The 23203-nt window shown below is 36.5% G+C and carries 17 protein-coding genes; 14 read left to right on the top strand and 3 right to left on the bottom strand.

Translation table 11 applies throughout. The annotated features are described in order from the left end of the window. Positions 1-60: 60 nt before the first annotated feature. From DUT69_RS14560 to DUT69_RS14490, 14 genes are all read left to right on the top strand, one after another. Positions 61-1896 carry a glycoside hydrolase family 13 protein gene (locus DUT69_RS14560; protein ID WP_205314278.1) on the top strand — a complete coding sequence of 612 codons (1836 nt, stop codon included), beginning with the start codon at positions 61-63 and terminating at the stop codon, positions 1894-1896. A gap of 1 nt (position 1897) precedes the next feature. Beyond that, positions 1898-2548, top strand: a complete 651-nt coding sequence (gene pgmB, locus DUT69_RS14555; protein ID WP_113653972.1) for a beta-phosphoglucomutase — start codon at positions 1898-1900, stop codon at positions 2546-2548. Positions 2549-2554: 6 nt separating this feature from the next. Beyond that, on the top strand, positions 2555-4864 hold the full coding sequence (locus DUT69_RS14550; RefSeq protein WP_113653971.1) for a glycoside hydrolase family 65 protein: 2310 nt from the start codon (positions 2555-2557) through the stop codon (positions 4862-4864). A gap of 10 nt (positions 4865-4874) precedes the next feature. Next, entirely contained in the window at positions 4875-6701 is a 1827-nt protein-coding gene (locus DUT69_RS14545; RefSeq protein ID WP_240186729.1) for an alpha-amylase family glycosyl hydrolase, read from the top strand. Between the two features lie 61 nt (positions 6702-6762). Beyond that, positions 6763-8175, top strand: coding sequence for an MFS transporter (locus DUT69_RS14540; RefSeq protein ID WP_113653969.1), 1413 nt, complete (start codon positions 6763-6765; stop codon positions 8173-8175). 9 nt (positions 8176-8184) lie between these two features. Next, positions 8185-10653 carry a glycoside hydrolase family 31 protein gene (locus DUT69_RS14535; RefSeq protein ID WP_113653968.1) on the top strand — a complete coding sequence of 823 codons (2469 nt, stop codon included), beginning with the start codon at positions 8185-8187 and terminating at the stop codon, positions 10651-10653. A 393-nt stretch (positions 10654-11046) separates the two neighbouring features. Then, on the top strand, positions 11047-11697 hold the full coding sequence (locus tag DUT69_RS14525; RefSeq protein WP_113653966.1) for an ATP-binding cassette domain-containing protein: 651 nt from the start codon (positions 11047-11049) through the stop codon (positions 11695-11697). Between the two features lie 295 nt (positions 11698-11992). Next, entirely contained in the window at positions 11993-13981 is a 1989-nt protein-coding gene (gene glgB / locus DUT69_RS14520; RefSeq protein WP_113653965.1) for a 1,4-alpha-glucan branching protein GlgB, read from the top strand. A 23-nt stretch (positions 13982-14004) separates the two neighbouring features. Then, the gene (locus DUT69_RS14515) at positions 14005-14391 is read left to right on the top strand and encodes a DUF6717 family protein (protein ID WP_162796321.1); all 387 of its coding nucleotides are present in this window, start codon (positions 14005-14007) and stop codon (positions 14389-14391) included. Between the two features lie 118 nt (positions 14392-14509). Then, positions 14510-16876, top strand: coding sequence for a sensor histidine kinase (locus DUT69_RS14510; protein WP_113653963.1), 2367 nt, complete (start codon positions 14510-14512; stop codon positions 16874-16876). Positions 16877-17075: 199 nt separating this feature from the next. Then, positions 17076-17465 carry a nuclear transport factor 2 family protein gene (locus DUT69_RS14505; RefSeq protein ID WP_113653962.1) on the top strand — a complete coding sequence of 130 codons (390 nt, stop codon included), beginning with the start codon at positions 17076-17078 and terminating at the stop codon, positions 17463-17465. Between the two features lie 75 nt (positions 17466-17540). After that, entirely contained in the window at positions 17541-18101 is a 561-nt protein-coding gene (locus DUT69_RS14500; protein ID WP_113653961.1) for a Crp/Fnr family transcriptional regulator, read from the top strand. A gap of 69 nt (positions 18102-18170) precedes the next feature. After that, positions 18171-18500, top strand: a complete 330-nt coding sequence (locus tag DUT69_RS14495; protein ID WP_205314277.1) for a DMT family transporter — start codon at positions 18171-18173, stop codon at positions 18498-18500. 754 nt (positions 18501-19254) lie between these two features. Beyond that, entirely contained in the window at positions 19255-20259 is a 1005-nt protein-coding gene (locus tag DUT69_RS14490; protein WP_162796320.1) for a TlpA family protein disulfide reductase, read from the top strand. Positions 20260-20322: 63 nt separating this feature from the next. Here the strand turns inward: DUT69_RS14490 and gap are convergent, their stop codons facing one another. From gap to pfkA, 3 genes are read right to left on the bottom strand one after another with little or no spacing between them, the layout of a single operon-like run. Then, positions 20323-21324, bottom strand: a complete 1002-nt coding sequence (gap, locus tag DUT69_RS14485) for a type I glyceraldehyde-3-phosphate dehydrogenase (RefSeq protein ID WP_113653958.1) — start codon at positions 21322-21324, stop codon at positions 20323-20325. A gap of 5 nt (positions 21325-21329) precedes the next feature. Beyond that, positions 21330-22172, bottom strand: a complete 843-nt coding sequence (locus DUT69_RS14480; RefSeq protein ID WP_113653957.1) for a hypothetical protein — start codon at positions 22170-22172, stop codon at positions 21330-21332. Between the two features lie 5 nt (positions 22173-22177). Then, a complete protein-coding gene (gene pfkA, locus DUT69_RS14475; protein WP_113653956.1) occupies positions 22178-23164 on the bottom strand; it encodes a 6-phosphofructokinase in 987 nt (328 codons plus the stop codon). Positions 23165-23203 lie beyond the last annotated feature (39 nt).

Genomic DNA, 23203 nt, shown 5'->3' with positions numbered 1-23203 from the left:
AATTCTTTGGCTTTTAAGTTAAAAATTTACACTTTCGTTTATATTTTAACCAAATATAAAATGATGAAGAAATTTATTTTCTTAGTGGTGTTTGCAGTCGCCCTACAGGCAAAGGCACAAATGCCGGCTTTAGAAAGGATAGAGCCCTTAAACTGGTGGGTCGGTTTTAAAGATCAGTCCTTGCAATTATTGGTAAGAGGAAATCGCATTGCGGATAAAACCGTTTCGTTAAATTATGCAGGCGTAAAGCTAATGGGTGTTCAAAAAGTAGAAAATCCTAATTATCTTTTTGTAAACCTGCAAATTTCTTCAACAGCAAAATCGGGAACGTTCCCGATAAATTTTTCCCAGAAAGGAGAGAAAGCAATTAGCTACACTTATGAGCTTAAAAGTAGAAAGCACAAAACCGAAGGCGTAACCGATAAAGACTTTATCTATTTAATTATGCCAGATCGTTTTGCAAATGGCGACTTAAGCAATGATAAAATCGCTGGGATGAAAGACAAACGGTTCAGCAGAGATTCTATTTTTTACAGGCATGGGGGCGATTTACAGGGAATTATAAACAATTTATCTTATCTGCAAGATTTGGGTGTAACTACGCTTTGGCTTAATCCGGTTTTAGAAAACGATGAACCTAGAGCATCTTACCATGGTTATGCAAATACAGAAAATTATCATGTTGATAGGAGGTTTGGCACAAATGAACTTTATAAAAAACTGGTAGACGAATGCCACAAACGTGGGATGAAAATGATTAAAGATTTGGTGCATAACCACATTGGCGATCAGCATTTTTTGTACCAAGACCAGCCTGGAAAAGATTGGTTTCATCAATGGCCAAAATATACCGGAACAACTTACAAAGACCAAACCTTGTTTGATCCTTATGCAGCATCTGCAGATAAAAAGCTAATGACCGATGGATGGTTCGATCGTCATATGCCAGATCTTGATCAGCAAAATCCTTTAGTAAAAAAATACATCACGCAAAGCCATATTTGGTGGATAGAATATGCTGGTTTAGATGGTTTTAGGCTCGATACCTATGCCTACAACGACAAGGTTTTTATGGCAGAATGGGCAAAGCGAATCAAACTGGAATATCCGCAGTTTAGTTTTTTTGGCGAAACTTGGGTAAACGGAATTCCAAACCAAGTGTTTTTTACAGAAGGGAATACCGTAAATCAAAAATTTGATACGGGCTTGCCTGGCGTAACTGACTTTCAGACATATTTTGCAATTAACGAAGCATTAAATGGCAAATTCGGCTGGACTGATGGTGTTAATAGATTGTACACTGCCTTGGCCAGCGATTACCAGTACAAAGACCCCACTAAAAATGTTGTGTTTTTAGATAACCATGATATCAGCAGATTTTATTCTGTGGTAGGAGAGGATTTTAATAAATACAAATCGGGTATTATTTTGTTATTAAGCTTAAGAGGAATTCCTCAAATGTATTACGGTACCGAAATATTGATGAAAAATTTTGCAAATCCCGATGGGAAAGTTAGGGAGGATTTTCCAGGAGGATGGCCTACTGATACTGCAAATAAATTTTACCAAAAAGGCAGGACTGAAAAGGAAAACGAAGCTTTCAACTTTGTTAAGACTTTAGCAAATTACCGCAAGAGCAATACCGTTTTGCAAAATGGTAAACTAATGCAATTTGTGCCAGAAAATGGTATTTATGTATATTTTAGGTACAATGCAAACAAAACTGTTATGATTGTAATGAACAGCGAAGAGAAAGAGCAAATCGTAACAACAGCTCGTTTTAGCGAGCGCACTGGCAACTATAAAAAAATGATGAATATAATTACCGGCGAAAAAATGGATTTGGAAAAAATTATTATGCCGGCAAAAACTACTTATATATTTGAATTACAATAATATGTCTATAATAAAAGCGTGTATTTTTGATCTTGACGGGGTAATTGTAGATACTGCAGTTTACCACTATGAAGCATGGCGAAGACTTGCCAATCAGCTTGGATTTGATTTTACAGAAGAGCAGAACGAGGAACTTAAGGGCATTAGCCGAATAGAGTCGCTTAAAATCATTTTAAACTGGGGCAATTTACAAAAGGATGAAGATGAGATTATTGCTCTTGCTACCTTAAAAAACACTTGGTATGTAGAGATGATTACCAAAATGACACCAAGTGAAATTTTGCCTGGAGCACAAGAGTTTTTAGAATTAGTTAGAGAAAAGGGATACAAAACAGCTTTAGGCTCAGCTAGTAAAAACTCGGAAACTATCTTAAAACAAATCGGATTGTTTGATCATTTTGACGTTTTAGTAGATGGAAATAAAGTAACTAAATCAAAACCAGATCCTTCTGTTTTTTTAGTTGGAGCAGAAGAATTAGGAATTGATCCATCAGCATGTGTAGTTTTCGAAGATGCAGTTGCTGGCGTTCAGGCAGCGTTAGCCGGAGGAATGAAGGTTGTTGGAATTGGGAATGAAAAGATATTAAAAGGGGCCGATTTAGTGGTGGCAGGTTTGCACGAAATGACTATCGATAAATTAGAGCGTTTATAACTAGTAATGAAGAATTATATTAAACATAACGAGTGGCAGATTATTGAAGAAGGATTTGACCCGCACTTAAATAAAATTTCGGAGAGTATTTTTAGTTTGGGCAATGGCCGAATGGGGCAACGTGCAAATTTCGAAGAATCTTATACAGGTGAAACCTTGCAGGGAAACTACGTTGCAGGCGTTTACTATCCAGATAAAACGAGAGTGGGTTGGTGGAAAAACGGTTATCCAGAATATTTTGCGAAAGTTTTAAATGCCACAAATTGGATTAGCATCAACATTACGGTTAATGGCGAGCAGTTAGATTTAAACACTTGCAAAGTGTTGGAATTTACTCGTGTACTTGATATGAAGTTGGGCACACTTACCAGGAAATTTGTAGTAGAGCAAAGTAATGGAAATGTTTTGGGTGTTGAAGCCATTCGTTTTTGCAGTTTGGTTGACGACGAAGCAGGCGCTATAAAATATACCGTTACACCACATAATTTTGATGGCGAACTGAAAATTGAATCTGCCTTAGATGGCGATGTTAAAAACCAGGATTCTAATTACGATGAAAAATTTTGGTCGGAAATTAGTAAAACGGAAGTAGAAAACTTTGCCATACTAACAATGGAAACCAAAAAAACAGCTTTTTGGGTTTCATCGGCCATGTTTACAGCAATTCATCAAGAAGGTAAAGATTTAGAATTAGCTCCACAATACCAAGAGGCGGAGAAATTTGTTTCGCAACAGTTCTCTGTAAATGTAAAGGCTAACCAAGCAACCAGTATTTATAAATATGCGGTTAATCTATCTTCAGAAAACCATAAAAAAGAAGATATAGAAAATGATGCAATACAAGTTTTAAAAAATGTTGTAGCTAAGGGATTCGAAAAAATGCTTGCCGAACAGGCAACAGCTTGGGCAGCAAAATGGCAAAATGGCGACGTGGTGATTGAAGGAGATGTAGCAGCTCAACAAGCCATCAGGTTTAACATTTTTCAGTTACACCAAACCTATACCGGCGAAGATGCTCGTTTAAATATTGGTCCGAAAGGTTTTACCGGAGAGAAGTATGGAGGTTCTACTTATTGGGATACAGAAGCATATTGTTTACCTTTTTATTTGGCAACCGCACCGCAACAGGTAGCCGAAAACCTATTAATTTATCGCTATAAGCATTTAGAAAAAGCAATAGAAAATGCCGAAAAGCTAGGTTTTAAAGATGGAGCGGCATTGTATCCAATGGTAACGATGAATGGAGAGGAGTGCCATAATGAATGGGAAATTACTTTCGAAGAAATCCATAGAAATGGCGCTATTGCTTTCGCTATCTTTAATTTCATTCGTTATACGGGAGAAAATAAATATTTGGCCGAATACGGTTTGGAGGTTTTAATAGGGATTGCTCGTTTTTGGGCACAACGCGTTAACTGGAGCAACGATAAGGAGCAATATGTAATGTTGGGCGTAACCGGGCCAAATGAGTATGAAAATAATATCAATAACAATTGGTATACAAGTATAATGGCAACTTGGTGTTTAAAATATACCATCCAGGCAATTGAAGAGGTTAAAGAAATCGATGCGAATCGTTTAGATGAAATCCTTAACAAAACTAAGTTTGATGTAGCAACAGAAACGAAAAATTGGCAACATATTATAGACAATATGTATTATGCAAGCGACGAAAAGCTTGGGATATTCTTGCAGCAGGATGGCTATTTAGATAAAGAGCAAGTATTGGTAAAAGATTTGCCTGCTATAGACAGGCCGCTAAATCAAAAATGGAGTTGGGATAGGATTCTACGTTCTTGTTTTATTAAGCAAGCTGACGTTTTGCAAGGAATTTACTTTTTTGAAGAGGATTATGATTTAGAAACTATTCGAAGAAATTATGATTTTTATGAGCCTCGAACTGTTCATGAAAGTTCTCTATCGCCTTGCGTACATGCCATTATTGCAGCTAAGTTAGGAGACTTAGATAGGGCTTACGAATTCTATTTACGTACTTCTCGACTAGATTTAGACGATTACAACAATGATACCGAAGATGGTTTGCACATTACTTCGATGGCTGGAACTTGGTTAAGTGTTGTGGAAGGCTTTGGCGGAATGAGGGTAAAAGAAAATCAGTTGCACTTGAATCCGGTTTTACCGAAAAATTGGAAGTCGTACGCTTTTAAAATTGGATTTAGAAAAGCAGTTATAACTGTAAATGTTGATGCTGAAAAGGTAACGCTAAGCAACGAAAGTGAACACGAAGTAACCTTAAGTTTATTCGGAAGCAGGCGACAATTAGATGCTGGTGGTAGCTTAAACGTCAAATATTAATATATTTCAATTGAAGAATCTCGTTAAAATTGCGCTATTTTCGATGTCGCTCTGCGCAGTAAATGCCTGTGCGCAAAAAAATGAAAAACAAATGCTAGATCAGAATCAAACTACTACAGAAAAGCTTGAAAATAGAAAGTTAACAATTTACCAGACATTGGTAAGGCACTTCGGAAATAAAAATACCACTAATAAATTTTATGGTTCTATTGAAGAAAATGGTTCAGGAAAGTTTAACGATATTACAGAAACTGCTTTAAAGGAAATAAAAAAAATGGGTATAAATTATGTTTGGTACACGGGCGTAATTGAACATGCTACGATGACCGATTATAGTAAATATAGTATTAATGTAGACGATCCGGATGTGGTAAAAGGAAGAGCGGGTTCTCCATATGCCATTAAAGATTACTATGATGTTAATCCGGATTTGGCCGTAGATGTAAACAATAGGATGAGCGAGTATGAGGCTTTGATTAAGAGAACGCATGGCGAAGGCTTAAAAGTACTAATGGATTTTATACCAAATCATGTTGCTAGAACTTACTTTTCTGATGTAAAACCAAGAAATGTTATAGATCTTGGGGCTAACGATGATAAAAGTAAAAGCTTTGATGTTAATAACGATTTTTACTACATCCCAAACCAGAAGTTTGAAGTTCCAGGCGGGTACCAACCGGGCGGAAGCGAGTTCCTACATCACTTAAAAGACGGTAGGTTTGATGAAAATCCGGCGAAGGCTACTGGCAATAATGTATTTAAAGCGGCGCCCAGCATAGACGATTGGTTCGAAACCATTAAGTTAAACTATGGTTTTGATGTGCAAAATAACAACGAAAAACATTTCGTACCACATCCGCCGGTATGGAAGAAAATGCGTGATATTTTAGCATTTTGGGCTTCTAAGGGAGTAGATGGCTTTAGGTGCGATATGGCCGAAATGGTTCCAATTGAGTTTTGGAATTGGGCAATTACAGACTTGAAGAAAAAATATCCAAACATCATTTTTATTGGAGAAGCTTACGATCGCAACGAGTATAAAAATTTTTTAGTGAACGGAAAATTCGACTATTTGTATGACAAAGTTGGCTTGTATGATGGAATTAAGCGCCTAATACGAAATGAAGACGGGGCTGATGTAAAGGATATCTCGTACGTTTGGCGAGAAGAGAGCAAAGGTTTTTCTCAGCATATGCTTCGTTTTTTAGAAAATCACGATGAAACCAGAATAGCTTCTAAAGATTTTGCTGGTAACGCTTGGTATGCTGTACCGGGTATGGTAATTACGGCAACCCTTTCTACTGGGCCAATAATGGTTTACAGTGGTCAGGAAGTTGGAGAGCCTGCAAGTGGTGCTGAAGGGTTTGGTGGAGACGATAGCAGAACTTCAATTTTCGACTATTGGGGTGTGCCACAACACCAGAAATGGATGAATGGTGGCACATTTGATGGAGGTAAACTTGATGAAAGCCAAAAAAGTTTAAGAAATTTCTACAGTAAATTATTAAACCTTTCGGTTAGTAACGAAGCAATTTCTACTGGAGATTTCTATGAATTGATGCAGGCAAATCAATCGTCGCAGGGTTTTAACCAAAGAGTTTACGCGTTTTTAAGGTATACCGCTAACAAACGTGTTTTGGTACTATCTAATTTTAACAGAAGTGAATCCAAGCTTAAAGTAGCCTTACCAGCCGACGTTTTAAAAGCTCTTAAAGTTGAAGGTAAAGCTTTAGAATTTACAGATCTATTATCAAACACCAAATTTAAAACTGCCAACATAAACAATGGTTTAGACATTACTTTACCCGCTACCAGTGCGGTTATTTTAGAATTTTAATCCGTCAACTAGCAGGTTAAAAATTTGCCTTGCTTAGCACAAAACCTAACCAAATAAAAATATGAACACATCTTCTCACAGGCCGAAACTTTCGTTTTGGTCTATTTTTAACATGAGCTTTGGCTTTTTAGGCATACAGTTCGGCTTCGCCTTGCAAGGTGGTTTTATGTCTAGGATTTTCCAAACGCTTGGTGCAAGTCAGGATAGCATACCCGCTTTGTGGATTGCAGCGCCATTAACAGGATTGTTGGTGCAACCAATAATTGGTTATATGAGCGACAGAACTTGGAGCCCAAAATGGGGAAGAAGAAAACCGTTTTTTTTAATCGGAGCAGTTTTAAGTACTATTGTGCTTTTCTTTTTACCTCACTCTCCAGTTTTGTGGGTGGCTGCGGGTTGTCTTTGGGTTTTAGATGCGTCCATCAATATCACCATGGAGCCTTTCAGAGCTTTAGTAGCCGATAAGTTGCCAGAATCACAACGTTCGTACGGATTTGTAATGCAAACACTTATTATTGGCGTAGGTACATGGATTGCCAGTAACTTACCTTGGTTAGTAAATAAAATGGGGGTAAGTAACGAGGCGTTGCCGGGTATTGTTCCGTTATCGGTAAAAATAGCATTTGCAATTGGCGCCGTGGTTTTTATCGCATCGGTTTTGTACACAATTTTTACTACAACAGAATATCCGCCAGAAGATTTAGAGGAATTTAAACGCGAAAATGAAGCGAGTAAAGGATTTTTTAACGGCTTAAAGGAAATTTTTAGCAGTATTGGCCAAATGCCAAAAACGATGAAGCTATTAGGCGTAATACAATTTTTTAGCTGGTTCGCTTTTTTTGCCATGTGGAGTTTAGCTACGCCTGCCTTAACAAGTCATGTTTTTAACGCACCTGCACCGGTAGAAACTGCTTATAATATGGCAGATGTGGCAAGTAGTAATTTATTTATGGAAGCTAGTAAAGCATATAATGATGCTGCGGATTTGGTTGGCTCTTACATGGGTACTTATGGTCTGTCGTCTATGGCTTTTGCTTTGTTGTTAACTTTTTATGCCGCAAAGCGAAAAATAAATAGGAAATACATCCACATGTTTAGTCTTTTTGCTGGCGGGGCAGGCTTTATTTCTATGTACTTTATCAGCAATCCAGAATATCTAATAATTTCATTTATACTCATCGGAATTTCCTGGGGTAGCATACTTTCTATGCCTTACGCAATGTTATCAAGCGCTATAAATCCAAAAAAAATGGGGATTTATATGGGTATTTTTAATATGTTTATCGTAATTCCTCAAATTATAGCGGCAACAGGTGGATTAAACTACTTGTACCACGTAATTTTTGGTCCAGAAGTTATCAATGCTATGCTTCTCGCTGGAGCGTCGTTAATAATTGGCGGACTAGCTAATTTCTTAATTACTGATAAAAAAGTAATTTCGCATCAGGCTGAGGATACCGAAGTTTTGAGTTAAATTTAAATTATGGAAGAAGGAAATAATACTAGCGAACAAGAATTAAATAATGTGCCCGAAACCGTTGAAGAGGAAGTTGTTCAACATTTAAATAATCCGGTTACCGACCTTAAGCCCATAGTAAAACAATATTTAACTGCCGTTAAGGGCGTTAAAAAAGAAGGTAATAAATTTTATTTTTCTGATGGAAGCGCTAGGGTTGAAGTAAGGGTGGTTAGCGATGAAATTATCAGGGTTCGTTTAGCACCACACGGTGTTTTTTTAGATGATTTTTCTTATGCAGTACCAGTTGTTGATCAAAAAGTTACCACTTTTAGGTTAGAAGAGGCAGACGAATATTATGGAATTTCTACTAACACAGTAACTTGTAAGGTTAAAAAAGAAGATTTTTCTATCTCTTTTACCGACAATACAACTGGAATGGTGATGAGTCAGGATGCAAAACCAATGCATTGGGAGGAGAACGTAGAATTTGGTGGGTATTATGTTTTCGCTACTAAAGAATGTTTACCAGAGGAGAACTTTTTTGGTTTAGGGGATAAATCTGGAAACCTGAATTTACGTGGTAGAAAGTTTCAAAACTGGAATACAGATGCTTATTCATTTGGATGGGATCAGGATCCGTTGTACAGAACCATACCGTTTTATATAGGTTTACATGAGGGTGCCGGTTATGGTATCTTTTTCGATAATACTTTCCGCTCTTATTTTGATTTTGGAGCAGAAAGTAATTCTAAAACTAGTTTTTGGGCAGATGGTGGTGAGTTGCAATACTATTATATCCACGGCCCACACATGATGGACGTTGTAAAACGTTACCAAACCTTAACAGGAACACATAAACTGCCGCCAAAATGGGCTTTGGGTTATCATCAATGCCGTTGGAGCTATTATCCTGAAAGCAGGGTAAGAGAGGTTGCACAAGGTTTTAGAGATCATCAAATTCCTTGCGATGCGATTTATCTAGACATCGATTATATGGATGGCTACCGTTGCTTTACATGGAACAAAAAATACTTTCCAGATCCTAAAAAAATGATTAAGGATTTATTAAACATCGGCATGAAAACCGTTGTGATGATAGATCCAGGGATAAAAGTTGACGATAATTATTGGGTTTTTAAAGAGGGCAAAGAAAACAACTACTTCTGTCGCCGAAGCGATGATTATTTTATGGAAGGTCACGTTTGGCCAGGCAGATGCCAGTTCCCAGATTTTACCAATCCAACCGTAAGAGAATGGTTTGGTGGTTTGTATAAAGAACTTGTTGAATTAGGTGTAGCAGGTTTTTGGAACGATATGAATGAGCCAGCAGTTTTTGGCGCAGGAACTTTCCCTAATGATGTTCGCCATAATTACGATGGTTACCGCGGTTCGCACCGAAAAGCGCATAATGTTTACGGCATGCAAATGGTTCGTTCTACGTACGATGGTTTAAAAAAGCTAATGCGCAATAAACGTCCATTTACCATTACAAGGGCGGGTTATTCTGGTATGCAACGTTATGCTTGTGTTTGGACTGGCGACAACGTAGCAACTTGGGAACACCTGAAATTAGGTAATATCCAATGCCAACGTATGTCTATTTCTGGTGTGCCATTTTGCGGCACCGATATAGGCGGATTTAGCGGAGAACCAGATGGCGAGTTATTTACACGTTGGATACAGCTGGGTACTTTTTCTCCGTTTATGAGAGCCCACTCTGCCGGCGATACGTCGGTGCGTGAACCTTGGAGTTTTGGCGAACCCTTCACTTCAATCAACAGAAAGTTCATAGAATTAAGGTATAGATTAATGCCTTATATCTATTCGGTTTTTTGGGAACATCACCGTTATGGTTTCCCTATTTTGAGACCGCTTTCTATGCTGGAGCAAGAGAATATCAGCAACCATTTCCGCCAAGATGAGTTTACCTTTGGCGACAAAATTTTAGTTTGCCCGGTATTAGAGCAAGGTGCAACATCTAGAACGGTTTATCTGCCTAAAGGACAATGGTATAATTTCTGGACACACGAACTGCTAGACGGCGGTAACGAATATGAAATTAGTGCACCTTTAGAAGATATGCCTTTATTTGTGAGAGCGGGTTCGGTAATTCCAGAATACCCTGTAATGCAATACGTGGGCGAAAAACCAATTGAAGAGGTGTGGCTTAACATCTATTATGCATCTTACGAAGTAAATTCTTTCTTGTACGAAGACCATGGTGACACCTTCGCTTATGAACAGGATATTTATTTAGAGAAGAAATTTAGTGTTAGGGGCGACGGTAAAAATCTTGTAATTGAGCAAGTAGTAGAAGGCTTATATACGCCAAACTATGAGTTGTACGATTACAATGTTATTGGTTTGCCATTTGCTGTAAGCAAAATTTATGTAGACGATAAAGAGGTCACAGATTTTGGACTGGATGATCGAAACCGATTAAAATTCAAATCGAATAAAAACTTTATGCATATTAAAATTATAGGCCTTTAAATTTTTTGCCGGATAAGATTTTTATCCGGCATTTTTTTTGGATTATAAAGTTAACCTTGCTACTATGTTAATCAGCAATATTTGATATATGTTGCAGAAACTTAAATTTCTTTATTTCCGCCATTTTAAATTAGTGGGTGCATTAGGTTTTTGTTTAAGCCTATACTTTATTAATTTATTTGTAATTAAAGGCTTTGATAAGATTAATCTTTACAATTTAGCCGTTTTCTTTAAATTATTGGGCTACTGTACTACTCTAGGAATCGAAAAACTCTTTTTCTCTAGTAGAAGTTTTTATTACAAAAATTTAGGATTTAGCTATCGCCGAATTTTGGGTACCTTATTTATGGTTGATTTTGCCATTTTCTTATTACTTCTTTTAACTTCTTGGCTATGGATGAGCTTTATATAGACAGTGTTAATCATCGTTATGGCGATAGGGAGGTTTTAAGTAGCGTATTTTTAAACTGTAGAGTTGGCGAGATTGTAGGTTTGTTAGGCCGAAATGGTTCAGGTAAATCAACGCTGCTAAAAATTATTTTCGGAGAAACAAAACCACGTTTTATGCACCTAAAGGTTGATGGGCGGTTTACCAAAAAAGCTTATTTATCTGGTAAGGTTGCTTATTTGTCGCAAGGTTTTTTCATCCCTCACTATTTAAAAATTGGCGATTTGGTAAACTTGTATACCAATAAGTATAAAAACGACTTGTTGACTGTTAGTGTTATTAAGGGCAACCTTAAGGAAGAAATTGGTAATTTATCTGGTGGAAATAGACGCCTGGTTGAAGCATTATTACTGATTTACAGTGATGCAAAATATTTATTGTTAGATGAACCATTCTCTCAATTGGCTCCAATAATTGCTGATGAACTTAAAAGTCATATTTTTAAATTTGGCAAAGAAAAAGGTTTTATCATTACTGACCATTATTACCAACAAATTTTAGAAATATCCAGCCGGATGGTATTGATTACCAACGGGTGTAATTATACCATTAACAGTGAGGATGATTTAATATTGAATGGTTATTTGCCCAATTAAGTTTTACTGAAAGCAATAATTACGTTATGTCGCCAAGAAATACTTGCTTTTTAATATAAACCTGACAGGCGTATAGGTATTGTTATGCCTACATTTACCGATTTTAAATCGGTACTACGAAAACAATACCGAAACAAATGGCAGGGCTAAACTTGCCAAGAACTGCTGACCTTGTTTTTCGATAAAAAATCTAAAACATCGCTTTATTGCTAAACGTTTTAATTTTTCCAGAAAAATAATTCAAAATCAAGTTAAAAAAGTAAATTACCGCTATCAAATCCAATGAGCACCAAATATGGCTACTACCAAAAAAACTAAGCTAAGTGAAAAAGTAAAGACAGTTGATGAAGGAAATACATTTATAGATTATAGTAAAAATGTTTGGGTGCATAGCTTACTTACCGATTTCGATATTGCACTTTTTATCTCTGGTAAGCATTTTCGTTTGTACGAGAAGATGGGAGCACATTTATGTACCATTAACAAAACTTCGGGAACCTACTTTGCCGTTTGGGCACCAAATGCGCAAGAGGTTTCGGTTATAGCTAATTTTAATAATTGGAGCAGAGGTAGCCACCAACTCTATAAACGTTGGGACAGTTCAGGAATTTGGGAAGGATTTATTCCGAATGTGGGCAAAGGCGAGGTTTATAAATATTACATTAAGGGTTTCGATGGGAGCGATATAGAAAAAGGAGATCCTTATGCTTTGCGCTGGGAACATCCGCCACAAAAGGCATCTATTGTTTGGGATACGGATTACAGCTGGAAAGATAAAACATGGTTAAAAAAGCGGGCAAAAGTTACGGCATTAAACCAGCCAATGTCTGTTTACGAATTGCATTTAGGTTCTTGGCAACGCGATCCTAGTAACCCAGAACGGGTGCTTAGCTACCAAGAAATAGCTAAAAGCCTAGTGCCATATGTTTTAGATATGGGCTTTACGCACGTAGAGCTAATGCCGATAATGGAGTATCCTTATTATCCGTCGTGGGGCTATCAAGTTACCGGATATTTTGCAGCGAGTTCTCGCCACGGGCACCCGCAGGATTTAATGTATTTGATAGAAGAACTGCATAAAAATGATATAGCGGTAATTTTAGATTGGGTTCCGTCTCATTTTCCGGGTGATGCAAATGGATTGTACAACTTTGACGGAACACATTTGTACGAACATGCGGATATGCGCAAAGGCTTTCATCCCGACTGGAAATCTTATATTTTTAATTACGATAGAAATGAAGTACGATCGTTTTTAATTAGTAACGCAATGTTTTGGCTCGATAAATTCCATGCAGACGGTTTGCGTGTTGATGCGGTAGCTTCTATGCTGTATTTTGATTTTTCTAGAACAGCGGAAGAAGCGGGGACGAATGAATTTGGAGGAAGCGAAAACTTAGGCGCCATTAAGTTTCTTCAAGATATGAACGAAGCGGTTTACGGCAATTTTGAAGGCATACAAACCATTGCCGAGGAGAGTAGCACTTTTGATGGGGTAACTAGACCAGTTTATGCCGGCGGATTGGGCTTTGGCATGAAATGGATGATGGGATGGATGAACGATACGTTGAAGTATTTTAAAAATGACCCTATCTACAGAAAGTTTAACCATCATCAGTTAACTTTTAGTATGACTTATGCCTTTACCGAAAATTTCATGTTGCCGTTTTCGCATGATGAGGTTGTACATGGTAAATCGTCTATGATTTATAAAATGCCGGGCGATGAATGGCAAAAATTTGCAAACTTGAGGACGTTATATGGCTACATGTTTACGCATCCAGGTACCAAGCTGTTGTTTATGGGTAATGAGTTTGCGCAAACTAACGAGTGGAATTTTACCGAATCTCTGCGTTGGGATTTGCTAAAACATGCACCACACGCAGGTATGCAACAGTTTGTAAAAGCACTAAATAAACTTTATAAGGCCGAGCCTGCATTATATCATTTCAGTTTTTCTTACGAAGGGTTCGAATGGATAGAAGCCGATGATGCAAATAATTCTATTTTCATTTATCAGCGAAAGGGCGAAAAAGCAAAAGACACGCTGGTTATTGCTTTAAACTTAACACCAGTTTACCTGCAGAATTTTAGAATGGGCATGCCAACAAAAGGCAAGTGGAAAGAAATATTTAACAGCGATGAAAAACAGTTTTTCGGCTCGGGAAACGTAAATGCAGGGATTTTTATTACAGAAAATGAAACCATGCATCATAAAAAACAATCTGTTGTAGTTAAGATACCTCCTTTAGGCATCGCAATTTTTAAAAAGACCACAAAGTGATTTTCAACTAAAAAATATTTTAATTGTCAATCTCTATAAAGGTTGATTTGAAGAACATGATACAGCGAAACTTAGCATTTAATAAGACTGAAAAAGGAGAATGGTGGCTAGTTTTACCAGAGTGGAAAGGTGATCCAGAAGATTTGCAAATGATAGAAGGTGCAGATTTATGGTTGGATTTGGTAAGTGGGCAACATTCGAGCGTTAAATTAACTTTGTCTGACACTAGTTTTGAAGAATCGGAAAATTTATCGTTAATACGTATTAGAGAAGAAAATTTTGGAGGAGGAGGAATTTATTTCTTAGAAAATTATCAAAATAAAAAAGTGCATCTAAAACTCTGGTTATGCTACATTACCGAATTTGTGTTCGGCAAAATTCCACAAAAAATATACTTTAAAGTGGTTTAGTAATTTTTCAGCTTATTTATTTTGTGCTTAGCGAGGATAGGGAAATTTTATATATTTATAGTCTCAAAGCAAATTAGCCTAAACCGATGCCAATCATTAATATTTTTCTCCTTTAATTATGGAGAGAAGGGATAATAAATTTTCTGCCTGGTTTGTAGATAGACCTAGGTTAACTGGTTTTTTGTTTTTTTTGGTTTTGATAGGCTTAAATTTCTTTATCATTAATCAACGCTATCAGCTCTTTAAAGAGAACAAAAACAAAGAGATTTCTAACATTTTAAACGCATCGGCGCAAAATATAGAGCAATCGTTAAAAAATAGTTATACCGTAGCCTTAACGCTTGCGCTTACGTTAGATAATAATGGCGTACCTAAAAATTTCGATAAGGTTGCAGATCAGTTAATTCGTTCAAATCCGGGCATTCAAGCTGTTCAACTAGTTCCAAACGGAGTTGTAAAATACATGTATCCTGTAAAAGGTAACGAAGCAGCTATAAATCTAAATCTTTATAAAAGCCATCCGCAAACAGTTTTTGAAGTTCAAAAAGCTATTAATGGTCGTAAGATGTATTTTCAGGGCCCTGTAAAACTAACACAAGGTGGTGTGGGTTTGATTGGCCGCTTACCGCTTTATATTGATAATAAGTTTTGGGGTTTTTCTGCGGTTGTAATCAAGTTAGAAACGTTTTTTAAAAACGCCGGTATAGATAATACAAAACATACCGATTATCAGTTTCAATTTTCAAAAATCAATGAATTTACCCAGAAAGAAGAGTTTTTTCTGCCACTTAATCCAAATTTCGAAAACCATCTATCTAAATCAGTATTATTTCCAGAGGGCGATTGGCGTTTGTATGTAATCAACGTTAATCGTTATGATACTTGGTACGAGTTAATTTCTGCTATTTTGTTAGGGTTAGGATTATCGGTGCTTTCAACATATCTTCTGGTAAGGCTAATTAAAAAGCAATCGCAATTACAAGGACTTGTACAGCATCAAGCAACAAAATTAATCGACACTGAAAATAAGTTCGAAAAAATATTTGACCATGCAGCAATCGGCATTGCCCGAATTAACTCCAAAACTGGTTACATATTAGAGGTAAATGATTATTTGTGCAACTTTTTAGGGTATACTCAAGAGGAATTAATGCAGACAAAAATTAAGTCTGTTATTTATCCCGACGATTTAGAGGAAGATAGGTTGCTGTTTAAAAGACTTTTAGCTGGCGAAATTAGACAGTTTAATAAAGAGCTACGTTACGTAAAAAAGGACGGTTCTGTTATTTGGAGCAACGTAACCATTACTCCTTTATGGAAAGATGGCGAAGCGCCGACAAATCACATTGTGATAATAGAAGACGTTACACAGCGTAAACTTAAGGAACAGATTTTAAGGGCTTCGCAACAAAGACTCGAATCGTTAATTAACACAATTGACGGTATTGTTTGGGAGGGAGAATTTGACTCTTATGAGTGCACTTACATTAGTAAAAAGGTAGAGGATATATTAGGATATACCGTAGAAGAATGGATGGGAACACCCGGCTCGTGGAACAAATATCTTTATGAGAAAGACCGACCTCGATTACAGAAATACCTTGAGCTTAAATTAATTACAGGCGCCCAGCACGACGAAGAATACAGAATGGTTGCCAAAGACGGCTCTATAGTATGGATTAGGGATATTGTAACTTTGATAGAAACTGCGGGCGAAGGACCGAAGTTACGTGGTATTATGATTGATATTACCAGTAAGAAGCATGCTGAAATGGCGCTAAATAAGTCATTCCATCTAGTTACGGAGCAAAATAAGCGTTTACTGAATTTTTCTTACATCGTTTCGCACAACTTGCGTTCGCACGCCAGCAATATCCAAAGTATTACAACGCTAATAGAAAGCGCAAAAGACGAAGGTGAAAGAATTGAGATGATACAACTACTTAAAAAAGTAGCTAACAATTTAAACGAAACTCTTTTTAATCTCAATAACATAGTAAGCATACAAACCAGTGTAGATATTGAAGTTGAGCCCCTAAGTTTAAGAGAATATATTAACAGATCGGTTGCAATACAGAAAACGCAAATTTTAGCAAAACAGGCAGTTATTTTAAACAGGGTTGATGAAGAGTTTATCGTTAACTACAACAGAGCTTACTTGGAAAGTATTCTGCTTAATCTCATTTCTAATGCTTTAAAATACAGTAGCCCAGATAGAAAACCGGTTATATCTTTAGATTGTGTAGAAGAAAAAGGAGAGATGGTTCTGAAAATTTCCGACAACGGTATTGGAATAGATTTAACAAAACATGGAGAGAAAATTTTTGGGATCTACCAAACCTTTAACGGAAATTCTGATGCGCATGGTTTTGGACTTTTCATCTCAAAAAATCAAGTTGAAGCTATGGGCGGTAAAATTGAAGTAGAATCAGAATTAAATCAAGGAACTACTTTTAAAATCTTTTTCAAGAAAAAACCTCGATAAACAGGGGATTTTCTGCAGAATGTAGATAATGTCATCGTAAAACACGTTGATTATTAAATGTTTGCTGTTTTTTTAAGCTTTGAACTCATCTATTAAACCTATATCTTTATAATTGCCAGTATAAAAGCAAACAGATAGGCTATAACCACAATATCGTTAGTAATCTTTCGTATGTAGTATAGTTTACTAATAATTTGAGATGGAAAATTCTGCAATATTAAGTGCTCCAAATGTTTTAGCCCACGAGAGAGCTTTGCTAGATGCAATGAGCAATCATGATACCGATAAACTGAACGAACTTATTCACGATGGCTTGGTGTACGTTCATCCCACTGGGCAAGTGCTTACTAAAAAAATGTATTTGCAGTCTTACAAAGCCAAACACTTTGCAATAGAACGCTTAAGTTCAACAGATTTTTATTATAACATAGTTGATGATGTAGCTACTGTTTCGGTTTACGTAAAAATGTCGTGGAGTATGGTAAGGGATGAAGTGAAGGGAAGATTTAGGTATATGAGAACTTGGAAAAAATTTGGCAATTGTTTAAAAGTGGTTTCATCTTCTTGTGTAGAGGTTAGAGACTTATAATTTTAAATTGAGTAAATCTTAATTTTGCAAAATATATTAGTCCCAACTTGCTTTATATAACAAGTCTTTTTCAAGATGAATCCACTAATTGCAAAATTTAAAAAATACGGCTCTCTTTCGTCTGAAGCGGAAAAGGAAATAGAAAAACGTTGTAAAAAAATCAACAAAAAGAAACACGATCATTTCTTAAAGACAGGTCAGACGGTAGCGAGTTATTTTGTTTTGGAGAAGGGACTAATCCGTGTGTATTTTAATCGCAATGAAAAAGAAATTAATGCCTGGTTTGGTGCAGAGAATGAAATTTTTGGTTCTATCTTACCCGTATACGCACAACAACCATCTTTCGAAAATATTCAGTTTTTAGAAGACTCGGTAGTTTATGCCATTTCGGTTGATGACTTAAATCAGTTGTATCTTTTATACCCCGAGCTAAACGTAATAGGAAGGAAAATAGCCGAGGAGCTTTGCATTATTTTAGAAGAACGGATTACTTCTTTGCATACCGAGTCCGCAGAGGAACGCTATCAAGTTCTAGTTGAAAAATATCCCCATTTATTACAGCGAATTAGCCTAGGTCATATTGCTTCTTTTTTGGGCATAACGCAAGAGACATTAAGCCGTATTCGGAAACGATAGCCGATTTTGATGTACATCAAAAAATAAAGCTGTTGGTGGCTTTAGCTTTGTGGTGTAAACATTAAAATTATGAAATATCTGTATTTAGCTGTCGCTATTGTATTTGAAGTTATAGGCTCAAGCCTTATTAAAGTATCCGACGGTTTTACTAAACTCTGGCCAACCGTATTCACTTTTATTGCTTTTGTAATCTGTTTTTATGCGCTGTCTATTGCGCTTAGAAGTATTCCGCTAGGTATTGCTTACGCTAGCTGGGCGGGTTTAGGTATCGTACTAACTGCCTTGGTTTCGTTATTTGTATTTAAACAGTCGATAGATTTGCCCGCGATGTTAGGCATGGGATTAATTATAGCCGGAGTAATTGTGATTAATTTTTTCTCAAAGTCTAGTGCGCATTAATGACTAATTAACAGATTAAATAACTACTCAACCTGAATTCGTACATAAAACGGTGAATAACAAGGATAGCAGGCCCGGAAAAAAGAAAAGAGAACATCCATCCAGACTGTTCTCTTTTTCTAACCAAATATAAACCTGTATGAACGGGTTATTTTTTTATGCCTTAAAGGCGTATTTTCTATTTCTTAAAGGCTTCGCGATAAATCTCTCAACCTTTGATGATACAAATATAGAAATAATTTTGATAGTGTACAAAATACACTAAGGAAATTTTTAAATATTTTTATTTTTTTTATTTCAGCCATTTCAAAAATCCATTTGAAAGCTTATTAACGTCGATTCGACGGTCGTAAAAGTACATCCAAATTTTGTGCCTAAAACTTAAATAATGTTAAATTTTTATTAATTAATGTTTTGTTGCGGATGAAATCTGGGTTAAGCCTCACTGAATTTGGATGTTTAGATTGCTTTTATAGTTAGATGCTTTTATAAATGCGTGGGCTATTGCTGAGTGATAATTGCTATATTGTGGTAACTGAAAATTTCAATAATCGAAAATGCGCTTCTCATGACTCAAAGAAATTATATCTTTTCGCTGTTCTTCGTTTTATCTCTATTAATTGGCTGTAAATGAACTCCGGAGCGTACGGAATTTACTATTACAGCTTCTGTTAAAAACCTAAATGGGGTAAAAGTTTATCTGGCGCAAAATTTTAAAGTCTTAGATAGCGCTGTGGTTGAAAATGGAGCCTTTTTGCTCTCCTCAGAAGTTTTAAACAATACTGCTGTAGAAATCATGTTTTTAGGTTCAGACGAAGATATTGATTTGTTAACGGGTGGGTGGCGCCGTTACATCCAAATTTTTGTAGAGCATGATGCTAACTACAAATTTGTGGCAGATGGAAGAATGCAAATTTATGATCATACTTTTCAGCTAGAAACAAATTCGCCTTTGGCTCAAATTTATTATCAGCTTAATGCTTTATCTTTTAAAAAATCAAGAAAACACCGAGAAATTGCAGATGATTTCGAAAAAATATTAGCAACTCTTAATACTTCGGATACTTTGCTTTACCGCAAATATGATGATTCTGTCTCTTATCATCGTCAACTACAAAGTTCATCGTTTGCAAATGCTAACAAAGTTGTGATCAAAAAAAATCCTAACTCTTATCTGTCTCTTTATTTACTGTCGGAAGCTACTGATTTAGCGCTCGATGAAGATTTTTATATTAAGATAGATAAACAGCTTTCCGGAAAATTTCGGGAAACTCCTCAGGCAAAAAAGTTCATCAAAGCCTTAGCAAAAATTAGAACCGATCTTCCTATCAAATTAACCTTAGATGCGAACAGTGTAGCCGACAAGCCTTTTAACTTTGAAAATTTTAAGGATAAAAACGGTATTGTGATAGATTTTTGGGCAACTTGGTGTGCGTCATGTTTAGAGGTTATGCCTAAAGCTTTAGCAGTTGAAAAGCAACTCAAGGCTAAAAACATTGTTTACGTTTTTCTGTCTTATGATGAAAGGATTAAGACTTGGAAGGGTGAAAGCGATCGACTAGGTTTACAGCATAGTTATCGCATTGCGCACAACGCTAAACCTTATTTAAAAGAGACCTTGCATTTAGAATCTATACCAAGATACATATTAATTAATAATAGGGGAGACGTGTTGCTTAGAGACCTTCCCTCTCCTAATGATCCAAAGTTTCTAGTTACGATTGATTCTGTAATGAATAAACTCGATAAGTTAAAATAGGGGACATAAAAAAAGCAACACTTTTACAAGTGTTGCCTTAGGTATTAATAATAGAAGGAGTGTTTATTTTAAAGTTCCGTAATATTCTACGAATTTTGCTAACGCTGAAGAATAACCCCATTCGTTATCGTACCAAGATACAACTTTAACGAAGTTATCATTCAATGAGATACCAGCTCCAGCATCAAAAATAGAAGCGTGATCGTTACCAATAAAGTCAGTTGAAACAACTTCGTCTTCTGTGTAACCTAAAACACCTTTTAAATAACCTTCGGATGCTTCTTTCATAGCTGCCTTGATTTGCTCATAAGTAGCTGGTTTTTCTAAACGAGCAGTTAAATCTACTACAGAAACATCGGCAACTGGTACGCGGAAAGACATACCTGTCAATTTGCCTTTTAATTCTGGTAAAACCATACCTACAGCTTTTGCAGCACCGGTAGAAGAAGGGATGATGTTAGAGAAACCACCACGACCACCTCTCCAATCTTTAGAAGATGGGCTATCAACAGTTTTTTGCGTTGCAGTTACTGCGTGGATAGTACTCATTAAACCTTCAACGATACCAAAGTTATCGTTTAATACTTTAGCAATTGGCGCTAAACAGTTTGTAGTACAAGAAGCGTTAGAAACGATAGTTTGATCTGCGGTTAATTTATCGTGGTTAACACCCATTACATACGTAGGGATGTCTGCATCTTTAGCTGGTGCAGAGAAAACTACTTTTTTAGCACCTGCTGCGATGTGTTTTTCAGCATCAACACGAGTTAAGAACAAACCAGTAGATTCGATAACGATTTCTACACCAACTTCGTTCCATTTTAAGTTTGCTGGATCTTTTTCTGCTGTAATGCGGATGGTTTTACCGTTAACAACTAATTGTCCGTCTTTAACTTCTACGGTACCGTCAAAACGTCCGTGTGTAGAATCATATTTTAACATGTAAGCCATGTAATCTGGCTCAATTAAGTCGTTGATTGCAACAATGTCTAAGCCTCTTTTAAGTGCGGCTCTAAAAACTAATCTGCCGATACGGCCAAATCCATTTATTCCTACTTTAGTCATCTTATTTAATTTGAGTAATAATTAAGTAAATTATATATTGGTTCTTTTGTAATAGTCATTATTTCTAACTGGTGTTTAGCTGCAATTGCTCTCAGGTTTTCCTGAAAGTTTCCGGCTACGGCTCCCACAAAGTGGATTTCCTGGTTAGGGTGTTTGCTTAGCGTTGGCAATAGGTAGGTGGCAAAATATTTTTCGAAAGCATTATCAACAATCTGCTGAATAAATTTATGACTTCTGTTCTCCAAGTAAAAGTCTAAGAACGAAGTGAGATATTGCTGTGCACCATGTTTTTTATAAATTCGTTCTAAAACGATTGCTCTGTCTAAATTATATTTATGATCGAAAGCTTTTTTTAAGTCGGCAGGCAATTTATCTTCTAAGAAGTTTTTCAGGATCATCTTTCCAAAATAATTGGAAGAACCTTCGTCTCCTAAAATATAGCCTAAACCAAAATTGTTTTTCTCTGGTTTTTTACCATTAAAATAAGCACAATTTGCACCACTGCCTAAAATTCCTACTATGCCAGACTTGTCGTAGCAAGCGGCAATAGATGCACCGTAAATATCGTCCTTAACTTTAATCTTCGCATTTTTAAAAAACAAATTTAATGTGTTAGCTAATGCTTCTTGCGATTCTTTGGAAGATGCGCCGGCTGCAAAAATCTTCATTTTTTTTACCTGCTCTGCGTAATTTATTAAGGATATATTTTTATTCAATTGTTGGATAATGTATTTCGAGTCGTTTAGTCGCGGATTTATACCGGGTATGGTACATTCGGCCATAACCTTTCCATCAAGGGCTATTCTCCAAAATGAGCTTTTCGATCCGCTATAAACTACTGCTATCATCTAAATTAAATTGATAAAACGTGCGTCATTTCCAACAAATCGTCTTCTAGCTTATAGTTGTGGGCGTGTAAGGCTTCGTCTAAACTGGTTAGTTTAATTTCATTACCACGAAGACCAACCATTTGCATCGTTTCGCCAGCCAAAATTGCGTTTACCGCAGCATAACCTAGTCTACTACCTAAAATACGATCAAAACCACTCGGGCTACCGCCTCTTTGCAAGTGACCTAAAATAGTAACCTTAGTATCGTAATGCGTAAATTTCTTTTTAACCGCTTTAGCTATATCATAAGCGCCGCCATATTTATTTCCTTCGGATACAATAACGATACTCGAAGATTTTTTGGTTGATGCGCCACTTTTTAATTTAGTGATAAGATCTTTAAGAGAAGTTTCGCGTTCTGGTAGTAAAACTGCTTCAGCACCGCTAGATATTGCGGTTCTTAACGCTAAACATCCAGAATCTCTGCCCATCACTTCAATAAAAAATAAACGGTCGTGAGAGTCTGCTGTATCTCGAATTTTATCAATAGCCTCTATGATGGTGTTTATCGCCGTATCGTAACCCAATGTAAAGTCAGATCCGTATAAATCGTTATCTATTGTTCCGGGAACGCCAATAACATTAATGCCGTATTTTTTGCCAAAACGTTGCGCACCAGTAAAAGTACCATCGCCACCAATAACAATAAGTCCGTCTATTTCTTTTTCCTTCAGATTTTGGAAAGCTTTTTCCATCCCTTCATCCTCTCTAAATGCAAGGCATCTGGCAGTTTTTAGGATGGTGCCACCCATATGTAAAATATTGCTTACAGAGCGGGCGTTCATCGGAACAATGTTGTTATCGATCAATCCTTGATAGCCTTGTATTACCCCGAACATATTTCTTCCGTGGTAAATACCTGTGCGTATTACTGCTCTAATGCAAGCATTCATGCCCGGGGCATCGCCTCCCGAGGTTAGTACTGCTATATTTTTAATATTTGGTTCCATTATAATACACGAATATAGTGTGTATTTTTTACACTAAGT

Source organism: Pedobacter namyangjuensis (assembly GCF_003313325.1).
Lineage (GTDB): Bacteria > Bacteroidota > Bacteroidia > Sphingobacteriales > Sphingobacteriaceae > Pedobacter > Pedobacter namyangjuensis.
The sequence above is the reverse complement of the archived record's forward strand: the minus strand, read 5'-3'. Positions and strand labels throughout refer to the sequence as shown.